Here is an 11,575-nt window from a genome sequence, read left to right on the forward strand (position 1 = left end):
ACCCGCAGCCCTGATCACCTCGATCTGCAGACCGTCCAGATGCGGGAACAGGACCCTCATCGGTCCAAGATCAGAACACCCGCGACATAATGAACTATCAACCGCCCCTTCGCATCCCGAATGGGTCAATCACGAAGTCTGTGCCAGATCCAGTATTCACGTTCTGCCGACAAACGGCCATGCCGAACACATCCTGGCCAAGTTGGGATTCACCTCGCGTGCGCAGATAGCTCCTTGGGCCGCAACGCGCATTCCGGCAGCGTACCGAAATGAGCCACTCCCGGCCTGCCGAGGAGACATGCGGAAGCCTGCCACTCGTGGCGCGGACAATAGCGTCAGCGCGGCCACTCCGGGACCGTCAACCTGTCGATGCCATAGCCGACGAAGGTGTGTGTGACCCGGTCCAGGGTCGACTGTGCCTCGGGTGCCGGGGCGGAAACAGAAATGCCCGAGGCGCTAGATAGCGAAGATAGCCGGGCTGGACGTCGCCACCGTCGTCCGCGCGGCCCTGGCCCGCAGCCGCGGCCAGTCTGTCTACCGTTGCCCGCCCGCGATCCACGCCGCCGGGGTTCGCCGCGAAAACTGCTCTTGGATGGCCATGTACCGTTCGTCTGGCTCACGACATCGCCTCCGCCATTCCCGGCGTCGTGAGGCGCTGAAGCCGCTCGGCCGCGCCGCCAGCACTCTCACAAGCTCCACCGCTGGTGTCGCCCTGGGTGAGCCGATTCGATCAGGGCCAGCGACGGCTCGTTGCAGGCGACAACTCGGCGACCTCGGGCGCGCCCGCGGTCACGTCGAGCAGATCCTTTGCGTCCGGCCACCCGAGCGAGCACACAGCCGGGCATGCGTCAGCGGGCCAGAGCTCGAAATCCCGGGGACATCGGGATGTGCGGCAGCCCCGGGCGCAGCACCACTCCAGCGTCGGTTGTGTCCACGTTGGCCTGGGGATAGACAACAAGGACTTGTTTGAGGGATTCGGTGAAGTCCTTGCGGAACTGGTGGCGACGGCGTCGGTCGGAAGTGTCTGCGGCGGAACCAAATTGGGCCATCAGCGACTCCCAGGGCACGGTGGTCTCGCGTTTGACCGAGAACATTCGGTAGGTGAGCCAGGCGTAGATGTCCAGGCGCAGTGCGGATCCGCCGAGAGCTTTGATCGCGTTCATATCCAGGGGCACCGGGTGGGCGGTGACTTCCCGGAAGAACTCGTCACTGAGCCGGACGGTGGAGGTGAACAGGGAGGGCTGCCCGGTCTCGGAGTCGTTGCCGCACCAGATGTTGTAGGCAGTGGCCACATAGAGTTTCGCGCCGATACGGCGGTTGGGGTCACCCTTGTATTCGATACTGAGAGTGGCGTTGAACAGGCGGTGGGATTGGTTGCGCATCCGGGTCAGCGAGCCGTTCTTGCCACCGGTCGCAGTCAGTCCCATGCCGGCCATGAAGTCGGTGAGGCTGTCGCCGAGGACGACTTCGGGAGAGCCCGTGCGGACGGCCTCGGTCGACAGGAAGGTCAAGATCAGGCGCGGCATGGTGCCATACGGGTAGCCGATCGACACGGGCCGGTTTTTCTCGTCGGTGGTCATGCCGGGCTGAACCGTCAGTGACAGATCGCCGTTGCGTCGGCCCCAGGCGGGGACGTCGCCCGGGTCTCGGTACGGCAGCGACGTCTGGGTGAATACACGAGCCAGGTACCCGACTTCCTGCTCTCCGTCCCACACTTCGGCCGCCGCCCGGACGATGTCCAATGGACTGCGTTTGGGGCGTGGCATGCCGCTTAGCATTCCAATATCCAGGCGGAAACTCCAGTTCTTCGCCATCCCGTGTCTGGTCGTGGACGCATATCTGGCGGACACTGCAAAGGCCGGAGAAGCCCGCATATCTTGCGGACAGGGCCCCTAGAAGTAGGTTTTCGGTCCCGGCGGCGTGTCCGCGATGTGCGTGCATGGGGCAGATGATGGAGCGAAAACACTGGTGGGGGCGGGATTCGTCACACCCGACGCTGGCTGTCTCTCCGCCGCATTCTTCTGCGCATAACTCACGGACACAGGTATCTGCGCAGGTCGGGCCACGCATACCTTGCGGACGGGGCGAGTTGACAGGAGCATCGCGAGGCGGTGGCGTGGCACGCATAACTGGCGGACATCCGACTCCCGGCGCGCATAACTCGCGGACGCTGATCGCCACTGCTACGCATAACTCGCGGACGCTGAGGAGTTGTCCACGCATACCTCGCGGACGGTGGATAACTGTAGTCCGCGTGATATGCGCGGGAAGCCATGTCACTGGTGTGCAGCCGAAGACAGTTCGTTGCAGGTTGATAGGGGTCTGCTACCAAATCGAACGCCTCGACGGATTGCAGAGAATGCCTAGATGGCACGCATATCTTGCGGACTGTGGATTGCCGGAGTTATCCACGCATACCTCGCGGACGTTGTGCACAGCTGTGACTGTGAAAAGGGTTCGCACCGTTCGTTTTTCACGCATATCTTGCGGACATGGGGCGTGCCGTTCACCCAGGACGGCACGCATATCTCGCGGACACGGCACGCATATCTCGCGGACACGGGCCCGGTATTTCCGCAGGTGACACGCAGAAAACGCGGGCCCCATGTAGTTCTTTTCCTTAAAGAGATTCCTGTAGTAGGCTCGGCGACGGCTGTGGATAGAGACCTCGCATAGCCACTCCCCCAAATGTCATCCCCACCCGGGCTTTCCGGTCCCATCTGCGTTCTCGGCCCGTCTCTTCTATGCCTCTGACCTGGGCGAGAAGCGTTCGGCCGCCGTGATGGCTCTCAATCAATCCCCGAGTCCTGAGTCGAACGATCATCGCCGTCACGTTCGGAGAATCCGTACGACCTCCGAACGCCATGACGCCGCTCACCTACTCCCCTGCTGATTCCATCACATCGTCCTCGTCTGCTGCTTCTGCGATCTCATCCGCGAGGTAGCGCTTGAGCGCTTCGTCGACCAGGGCGCTCCGACTGCCTGCCTGCCATTCGATGACGAGGTTGTCGAGCAGTTCGATGTCGGGCGCGATGATGCCAGCCAACGGGATCTTCACCGGGGGTTCGGTGTGTCGTCGCCGCCGCGGACGAGTCTGGTCCACACGTCGGAACAGACGCCCTGTCGGCTGTACGTTGGCCTGCTCCTGGAAATGTGTACGCAGCTCGGTTTCGTACTCCTCAATAGCGTCGAGAACTACCTCACCGTAGCTGCGCCCCTTTCCTCGCTGTTGTTTTTCGCTGTGTGTGAGTTGGCGCAGCGCTTCGGCAACCCGTGCGGTGACGTGGGCTTCGGCGATCGTCTGGGCGGCTTTCGTCCGAGCCGGTGCGGTCCGGGGACGTTTGGTGCCCGCATCACCGCTACCCGTCGTTTTGGGCGCAGCGGCCTTTCGCACGGACTTGGGAGCGACTGGAGCGGGCCCGCTGATGCCGTGTCCGTTGGCCGGCGGTTCGTACGCAGGTGCGGTGATTGTTGCCGCGCTGGGCGGTTTCGGGATCGCCGCGGCAGCTGCGGGCGGCGGGGACGGTTGCAGGAGCTCGTCGATGTCGTCGAGATCGTCGGCCGTGAATGCTCCTTTCCGAGCCATTTACACACCTTCTTTCGCACGTTCGCCGGCGGCCAGGCGGACGAGTACTTCCCTGGTCAACTTCTGGTAGTCGGTAGCAAGCGGTTCGGTGTCCCGTGAGTATTTCTTCGCCGGGGCCTCACCGGGGTCTGCTGCGTCGCCGTTCTTGGGCGGCGCGAAGTCGATGAGTTCCTCGGCGGTTCGGTGAAAGGCGCGGGCGTCCAAGGCCGTTGCCTTGTCCTGGCGGACGAAACTGCGGAAGGGTTCGATGCCTGTGCCGTCGAGCAGGTCCATGATCTTGCCGAGTGTGTCCTCGTTACGGCGCACGGCGCGGGGGTTGCAGTCGAAGAGAATCATGCCCATCAGTTCGACCTGCGCGCCGTTCTTGCGGGCCCAGAGATAGCGCCGGGCAAGCAGTTCCGCACCGTCGATGCTGCCGTCATCTTCCTTGGTGGGAACGATCAGCCAGCTCACAACCTGGAGCAGAAGATCAAGGACGCCACGGTCGCCTGGGCCCGAGTCGATGAGGACCAGGTCATAGCCGCCGCTGTTGACGAGGGCCTCGAGTGCGACGAGCAGGTTCTGGCGGGGGTCGATGCCGTGCTGTTCGGCGCCGGCGACAACAGCGCCGGCCATGGCGAGAAGCTTTCCGCCGCAGACAACGTCGAGTCCCGGACGTACATCATGGACAGGTTCGAGCACCGATCCGTACTGCAGGGTCATCGCGAGCGATCGGCCTTCATCGGAGTCCTTCACCCCGAGGTCGCGGATAGTGCAGTTGCCCTGCTGATCGGCGTCCACCACGAGGACCCGCTTGCCCCTGCGCGCGACCGCGACCGCGATGGCGGCGACGATCGAGGACTTCCCCACCCCCCCTTTCTGGTTGGCCACCAATATCGTTCGTCGCACCGCACGGAGATCTGACAGCAAACGCGTACTCGTCACGCCGTGGACAGTACCGGAGATAGTGCCGCAGGAACAACCATCTCAGAGGGGTGTGTCGCAGGCAGATAGATGGTGACGTCTCGGCCTAAGTTCAGGGTGAAACCTCCTGCAAGCCAATTGCTCTGAGCTGCAGCCAGATATTCGCCGCTTTTCGTGGCGCGGGCCGAGATCGATGGACGCACAGCATCGCAGATCGGATGTCGCGTACTTGCTCGGGTGGTAGTGGATATCGCGGCTCAGCGACTATGAAATGTATTGTTGGCAGACGTTTTTGATGGCCGATGGATGGCCAATGACATGGTCGGTACTGAGAGTCTTGCATGGATGTCAACAACGGTAGGCGAGCACGCCTGATATCTACCCTCGTCTACCGTCCTGATATGTGCGCTCCTCTTGACGCTACCAGCGTCCCTGTGTTTCACACGGGGTATGACCGGTTCCACGAGCGGAACATGCGTCGACGTACTCGCCTGTGGATTTGCCGATGAAGACATAGTCGGACGACTCGTAAACATTGCTCGTGCGAAGAGTTCAGTAATGGGTTTGTGACGGGTTGAAGCGATGGCGTCACGATTCCCCATCTCATGGGCAAACGTCATGGTATGTAGTGGCCTCGTAGATTTGGTCCAGAGAAGAAGCTCGAAACAGGTAGCACGACCAGTCGACAAGCGGTTCCGGACAAGGATCTTGCACGCGCTCCTACCAGAAGCTCTATCTCCGGTGCAGTATCGGGTGGAGTCGACTGCCTTGACATAGGTTGAGACAGTGGACAGTTCCGAGGTCATGCTTACGGCATCTGAACCTCTCCCTGACCAGGTCCATGTCATTGCCAGCAGTATGGTCGTGACGACCGTACTAGGCACTCCAGTGCACTCGCCCCCCTTGGTCACCAGCGCACAGCGCGGGGGAAGGATCTGACTATGAGCGCAGTTGACGCCCTGCAGAGATAGCGCCTTCATGGCGGTTCCAAACACACGACCAAGAACCCAATACCTGATGGTCTCTCCGATTGTTCCACTGGCCCTAGATTCAATCATCATGTGCGCCTTGTATGGAACCAGTGCAGCCGCCCTGAACGACACGCTCTCAACGGTAGTTGAGCGTATCACTGAAATTGGCACTACAACTGTCATCAACTCGATCGATCCAGCAGCGCCACCAACAGTCAAATCTACTGGGCGAGCGATTGGGCGAGCGATGTCCTGTCTTAACGTCTTACGTATCGTCGCATCGTCAGTCGCAAGATGGGTCTTAGTTACTGTCCTATGTAAGACGTTAGGTCCTGTATGAGAGCGGATGCGAGATACGGGTTCACTCTGTGTAGTAAAGGATCTCCGCAGTTCAGATACGTTTTTTTCGAAGGCGGCATCACTTTTGGATGCCTCACACCTAGGCGGCATAGTAGGGCAGATCGAGCCGTGCAGACGGCACATCAGGTAGGGGAGCGCAGCTCGACTGGATACCGAGATCGCTTGTGCGATCATGGTGCTCACCTCCTGACGGCAGTCTCGATCACTCGTGTTTCATGGGCGAATCCACGTTGCTGTGAAGTCTAACTTCGATCGCCTTTGCCATGCCCGATAGTGCGTCACTGTCGTGTCCCCACGCTCAGTCTTGCTCTTGCTCGATCGGGAGACGCAGGCCCGGTGACTACTAGTCGGTCGCCTCGTCCGCACCATCACGGGCACCCCTGTTCTTCGGCGGGCCAATCCCAACACACGATGGCTTCAAAGCGCCGCGATAGTCGCCGGGGAAGTTCCGCTGCGAGCGGTCTCGGTATCCGTCACGTTGAAGCCCACCACCACTATCCGCGGCATTGGAGTGTGGAAGATCCGAACCCACAACTGGCGTCGTACGGATACGAGGACGAAGGGTTGTCAGCGTGAGTGCACATTTGGCGATCTAACCAACATGGGTGGAGCAACCGGCGTTGTCGAGAGTGCGCCTCGAGCACACCAGGACAGTCGAGAAGTCGATGCGCCATGGAAAGCGTCCGCTGCCTATGCGTTCCCACTGATGCTGTCGGTTGAAGGGTTTCGCCCGTACGGGAACTGGAACAGCGCGAGTGGAGATTCCGGTGCACTACCGACTGCCATCGTGTGTCGAGCCCCGGCGCTCCGCTCGCCCATCGGTGCACAATGTTCTCGTCCGGTGCCGGCGTGGGCATCTGCGTCGGCGTTCAGTTGTCATGCAACGACCGTGGCCAGTTCAACGCAGTATCGCGGGGCAGTTGGCAGCCGTCCATCGGGCGCGTCCTCGGTCGGCCGCAGTCGAGCGGGCGCGCACACAGTGGTGAACAATGACCACGCAATCTAGAGGCGATTCGAGTAGCCGACGCTGTAGCTTCGATCATCGGTAGCTGATAGTCGTGAGGGTCGGCGCCTGCAGCGGTCCGATGTGCTGCAACGCTTCTCGGGTAGTGCCGGAGTCTGCAGACGATGGTTGTGCTGGTTCATCGGTGCACTGTGCTCGCGGATGTAGCTCGGGCGGACGGCGAAAGTCACATCACTGTGCAAAGCATGTCCTCGCAGAAATCTGAATCCAACCGATTGCGTGGGGCATGCTGCTCGCCCCCGTATCGCGCTTCTCGGGTGCATTCGAGGCCGGGTGCGGGGGTTGTCTACAACGACATCACAGTTGCGTTGATTGACTGCGGATCGGGGTGCGAGAGGTGACGCGAGCCCCGCCACCTTGACGTTTGCTGGCGAGATGCTGAAATCCGTCGATTTACGTCCGGTTTGACCGTTTGAGAAGGCCGGGGGGACCTCTTGCGGGCCAAATTGCCCCCTATTTCGCCCATAGAGCGATCGATATCCCGTTTCTAGGTATCGGCATGGGACTGGGCATAAAAGTCCGACAGCGTTCGATATCGCGTGGTTTACGGCTCTGACCTGCGGCGATCACGGGTGAGGGTGGGGCGGTGGCGTCAGGGGCCGTTCTCAGCGGTCGAGGAACGTTGTGTCGAGCCTCTCGCGCCGACGGCCGTAGCCCCTCCGCCTCGGAGTCCGGCAGCATTCCATCGTGAGACTCTCTGCCCCAGGCTGCCTGGATTTCAGTCCAGGCCGACGTCCGATAAGCGCGCGTCGCGCACAGCTCGCCCGTGGGCATCTACGGTGACATCGAGATCGCCATCTGCGGCAAAGACCACACCCTCGCCTGCTGCGTGCTGCCGGTCGGCACTGAAGGCGAGCGTCGGCGCATCGCCGGGCAGGCGGTGCAGCTGTTCTACGACCTCGGCTACACCCTCGCCGCCGACGGTCCACCATGCAGTACAGACGCCGCTGTCGACATCCTGGCCCGCGGCCACTCGCTGACGCTGTGATGAACGCCGAGTGAGAACCGGCAAGTCCGAACGGATTGTCAGTCTGCCGCCCACTGACCGCGCGTCCTCGCCTCGTGCGCGACGTACCCGGGAGATCCGAGCCCGGGGGACCGCTGGTGGGCCGGGGGTCAGGATGCCTTGGGGTACTCGTCGTTCTCGTGCATAGGGATCACTGCTAGGATTTCGCGGACCGGGCACCGCTCGCCCGTCCCGGCCGCGCCGCTGTCACGTTCGATCAGCGACCGGACGTAGGCCGTTGTGACATGCCGAGATTCTCGGCGCGGCGCTTGCTTGCCTTGTCGAGGTCAAGGCTCATTTTCACCGACTGGGGATCAGGACCGACTCGGTGTCGGGGCCGGTCTCGATCGGCTCATCGGTGTAGACCGGGTGCCGCGTCATCGCCGCCACCTCGGCGAGGCTCATGGTGTCGAACGGATCAGTCATCACGGGTCACCTCCCACTTCTCGAAGTTCGCGATCTGATCGGAATCCAGATACTCGGCGCCGTGGGTCGAACTTCTCGAGGTGCAGGTCAAGCGGAGTCTCGAGGTGCAGGTCAAGCGGAGTGCGGAAGGTTACGCAGCGCCTGGATCGCTTCCTCGACCGTGATCATCTTTCGCTCCGGGTGCTCGGATGCCTCGATCTGATGATCGACCCACTCCCGCAGCAGGCTGGACACGTCGGTGCCACGTTCCTTCGCCAGCTCGACGAGCTTGTCCTTCTGCACCTTCGAGAACCGGACCGTGGTCGGCACAAGCGCTGCTGACTCCACCTCTGCGGCGTCGGGCACGGGCAACTCGGACACATCGGCCGGTTCGCTGCCGCGGACCAGCCGCCCAGCCAGGAAATCGCCCATGAGATCGGCGTCGGTCGCCTGCCTGGCCAGTTCTTCGATACGGCGTTCGATGTTCATTGCTGTGCCTCCCACACGGTGTATTCGGCGTTCTCGTCCACCTCGAGGGGTCGAGCTGCGTAGATCAACCAGTCCCAGCGATCCACTTGGATCACCACCACGGCAAGAGCGCGACCTTCAACTGTGCGGCTGAAGACCTGGAGCACTCGCGCGTCGAGCTTCGACTCGATCCGCTGCGGCCACCGCCACGGATACGCGAGTGCCTGCAATACCTCGACTTTCGTGACGTCATGAAGGTACTCAGCATCGCTGACGTCCCGAAAGTGATAACCCACATTGAGAGCATACAAGCGAATACGGCGGTGCGGATAGCCGCGGGCGGCCGAGATCACCAGGCGAAACAGGCGGAGTCACGGCGGGCGGGGTCATCTCACGGCGAGGGTGGGTGGAATCCGCGCGCAAGAACTGGAACCGGCCGCCCGGCCGAAATTACAGCAGCGCCCCGGTCCGGAGGTCGGGGTGGCCATGGTGGGCGCGGGATCGACGGCGAAACCGACGCTTCCCTGCAGAGGAACGACGCCGCGGGTCTCGGGGAATATGAGTGGGTCGGCGGAATGCTGGAGTCTGGGTTTCCCCGGTTTCACCTGGCTCGGGACTGGCCGGAGGACCGTTTTTGCGGGACAGGCCCGCCAGCCGCGGAGCACCTGCGGCGACGGGTGGCCGCACAGCTCGTGCGGTGTGGTAACCAATCGGCGCGGCAGCCACAACAGCTGTTTGGTCACCCATGTTGGACGCTCTGAAATCCGGTGCTGGAGCGGCGCGGCTTTGACCGTCGAGGCACGAATCGGCGGCAAATGGCGCAATCGGCATCAGATACTCGGAAATAGCTGCCCGGGCGGGGAGATCGTGCAGAATGCCGGGTGACACCGTCCGGGCCAGCAGTAGAAACCGAAGGGTAACAGGTGCAGGTGGACGAGCGGATTCTCGCAGCGAGCGTGCGACAACTGATCAACGAGGTACTGGCGCGTTACGGGTCGGTCGAGGCATTCTGCGACTACCTGCACAGCCTGCTCGAAGCGCCCACCGACCGGCTTCCCATCGCGGTCACAGAGATCCCGGCCTCAGCCGGGCGCCACCGCCGCCGGGAATCAGTGGCTTGATCGGGGCCGGGGCACCCGAAGATCGGGGGCTGGATGGTGCGCCTCAGCCGCCTCCGAGGGCGTCCTGTTCGGTGTCGTTTCCCGTGGCGGCCTATTGGATTGATTTAACGGCCGGGATCGATTCCCCAGAGCACGCGAGCGGTCTTACTACGATTCCCATCATGAAAGCTAATACCTCGGTGAGCGTGGATGACACCGTGCTCGAACAATCCAAAGAGGCTGCTCGCGAACTCGGGGTTACCTTCTCAGTGTTCACCGAGGCCGCACTGCGCGACCGCGTACTGATCACTGCCGCACGGCTCGCCGCGGACTACGAACGCGCCCACGGCCGCGACACCGCCGAGTATCTCGAGCAAGTCGAAGCCGAACGCGCGGCCATGGCCGACGCAATCCGCGCCGACAGCACAGCCTGGTGACGCCGCCGTCCCCGCCCACGGCGAGGTCTGGCACTACCTGCCGACCATCGCCAGACGCGAGAAGTCATCCTCGCTCGGCAGCGATCGCGTTCTGATCCTGTCCCGCACCGCTGCCAACACCGTCCCGCCGACCATGCCCGCCGTCCCGGTCGAACTGACACCGAAGATGCCGGGGTTGGCCGTCCCGTTCTCCGACACCGACCCTCTTCCTGGCCTGTCCGCGGTGGTATACCTAAACACCCCTGTACCGGCCGTGGCTGCACGACCGCATCGGCGTCGTCAGCGAGTCCACCCGGCGGCAAGTCGTCGGCGCGCTGGTCGACCTCATCACCCCCGCCGCCGTGATAGCGCCCGGCCGGTAGAACCCCGAGGAAATTCGGGCCTGCAAATCATGCCGACCTCGTAGCTGACGGCCCCTGCATCTGGGCGGAAGAATGTAACCCGCGCGCCTGCGGCCTCGACGTTCTGCTGATCGGGCCGACTCAAGAATTCCCTGGCGCGGTCACGCGGTCAGCGGAGGCCCACGACCCCTCGCGGCCGAGTGCGTCGAGCATCGACATGGGCTGGTTCCCCCTCTGGCCTCGCGGGTTGGTGAGAGGGAACGCCAGAGACCGGAGATCTTCGTGTTGCAGATCGTATTCGCCCAGTTCGCAATCGAATACGCCGAAACACTTCCCGTCGGGTAGCGGAGGCTTCAGCGGGATGTGGAAGGCGTACCGTGATGTGCGGCAGCGGGTGCGCTTTCGATGCGCCAGGTGTTGCCCCGGCTTGGCGTCGATGAGGGCACCGGTGGGGTGGTCCGGGTGTCCAGTGTGGTCGGGGTCGACGTCAAAGCCGACACCGCCCTGGGAGAGTGGCGACGGCGCGCGGCCAGTAGATCATCTGCGGAGTGACGAGGCCGCCGACGCTACCGATCAGCGGCACGCCGCGCGGTCGACGATGTTCTGGGCCAGGTCGTCGATGATGCGCCAGCGGGCGATGCTGGCGCGGGCACGCTGGTCGGGGCTCAGGCCGTAGGTGTTGTAGTGGTCGTAGCCGGCGTGGGTGCGCCAGAACGGCCAGGGCGGGTCGCGGTGGAAAGCGGGGCTGTTCGTGTCCAACAGGAGGAGCGAGACCCCGAGGTACCCGAACCCCAGCACGCAGCGGGGGTAGCGGATCAGCAGCATCTCGAGCTCGGTGGGGTCGATCCGGACGCGCTGGTTGGTGGAGCGATCGGTGAGCCGGAATTCCGGAAAACGACTGTCATGCAATTGAATTCACGTTGATCGGGACCGGCGACATAGGCCGTCGGAATTCGTAGTGTCGTCTACACCAT

The 11,575-nt window shown here is 62.7% G+C and carries 11 protein-coding genes; 3 read left to right on the top strand and 8 right to left on the bottom strand.

Features of this window, described 5'->3' with window-relative positions:
* Positions 1 to 848 precede the first annotated feature (848 nt).
* From ACWEKS_RS47445 to ACWEKS_RS47455, 3 genes are all read right to left on the bottom strand, one after another.
* The gene (locus ACWEKS_RS47445; protein ID WP_452346273.1) at positions 849 to 1,814 is read right to left on the bottom strand and encodes a replication protein RepA; all 966 of its coding nucleotides are present in this window, start codon (positions 1,812 to 1,814) and stop codon (positions 849 to 851) included.
* Positions 1,815 to 2,878: 1,064 nt separating this feature from the next.
* Complete coding sequence (locus ACWEKS_RS47450) at positions 2,879 to 3,586, bottom strand: ribbon-helix-helix domain-containing protein (protein ID WP_452346274.1); 708 nt, start codon at positions 3,584 to 3,586, stop codon at positions 2,879 to 2,881.
* On the bottom strand, positions 3,587 to 4,510 hold the full coding sequence (locus ACWEKS_RS47455) for a ParA family protein (protein ID WP_452346275.1): 924 nt from the start codon (positions 4,508 to 4,510) through the stop codon (positions 3,587 to 3,589). It abuts the gene before it with no gap.
* A gap of 3,100 nt (positions 4,511 to 7,610) precedes the next feature.
* Here ACWEKS_RS47455 and ACWEKS_RS47460 point away from each other — a divergent pair.
* The gene (locus tag ACWEKS_RS47460) at positions 7,611 to 7,832 is read left to right on the top strand and encodes a hypothetical protein (RefSeq protein WP_452346276.1); all 222 of its coding nucleotides are present in this window, start codon (positions 7,611 to 7,613) and stop codon (positions 7,830 to 7,832) included.
* A gap of 318 nt (positions 7,833 to 8,150) precedes the next feature.
* Here ACWEKS_RS47460 and ACWEKS_RS47465 read toward each other — a convergent pair whose 3' ends face one another.
* The 3 genes from ACWEKS_RS47465 to ACWEKS_RS47475 form a co-directional block, all read right to left on the bottom strand.
* Positions 8,151 to 8,276, bottom strand: coding sequence for a hypothetical protein (locus ACWEKS_RS47465; RefSeq protein ID WP_452346277.1), 126 nt, complete (start codon positions 8,274 to 8,276; stop codon positions 8,151 to 8,153).
* A 111-nt stretch (positions 8,277 to 8,387) separates the two neighbouring features.
* The gene (locus ACWEKS_RS47470; RefSeq protein ID WP_452346278.1) at positions 8,388 to 8,744 is read right to left on the bottom strand and encodes a regulator; all 357 of its coding nucleotides are present in this window, start codon (positions 8,742 to 8,744) and stop codon (positions 8,388 to 8,390) included.
* The gene (locus tag ACWEKS_RS47475) at positions 8,741 to 9,076 is read right to left on the bottom strand and encodes a hypothetical protein (RefSeq protein WP_452346279.1); all 336 of its coding nucleotides are present in this window, start codon (positions 9,074 to 9,076) and stop codon (positions 8,741 to 8,743) included. Before ACWEKS_RS47475 ends, ACWEKS_RS47470 begins: the two co-directional genes overlap by 4 nt.
* Before the next feature lie 570 nt (positions 9,077 to 9,646).
* Between ACWEKS_RS47475 and ACWEKS_RS47480 the strand changes: the two genes are divergently transcribed.
* Both ACWEKS_RS47480 and ACWEKS_RS47485 read left to right on the top strand, forming a co-directional pair.
* Positions 9,647 to 9,844, top strand: a complete 198-nt coding sequence (locus ACWEKS_RS47480; RefSeq protein ID WP_452346280.1) for a hypothetical protein — start codon at positions 9,647 to 9,649, stop codon at positions 9,842 to 9,844.
* 161 nt (positions 9,845 to 10,005) lie between these two features.
* On the top strand, positions 10,006 to 10,260 hold the full coding sequence (locus ACWEKS_RS47485) for a hypothetical protein (RefSeq protein WP_452346281.1): 255 nt from the start codon (positions 10,006 to 10,008) through the stop codon (positions 10,258 to 10,260).
* A gap of 33 nt (positions 10,261 to 10,293) precedes the next feature.
* On the opposite strand, the gene ACWEKS_RS47490 is transcribed toward ACWEKS_RS47485, so the two are convergent.
* A complete protein-coding gene (locus ACWEKS_RS47490; RefSeq protein ID WP_452346282.1) occupies positions 10,294 to 10,458 on the bottom strand; it encodes a hypothetical protein in 165 nt (54 codons plus the stop codon).
* 716 nt (positions 10,459 to 11,174) lie between these two features.
* On the bottom strand, positions 11,175 to 11,510 hold the full coding sequence (locus ACWEKS_RS47495; protein ID WP_452346283.1) for a hypothetical protein: 336 nt from the start codon (positions 11,508 to 11,510) through the stop codon (positions 11,175 to 11,177).
* Positions 11,511 to 11,575: the final 65 nt, after the last annotated feature.

The organism is Nocardia sp. NPDC004711, assembly GCF_053601595.1.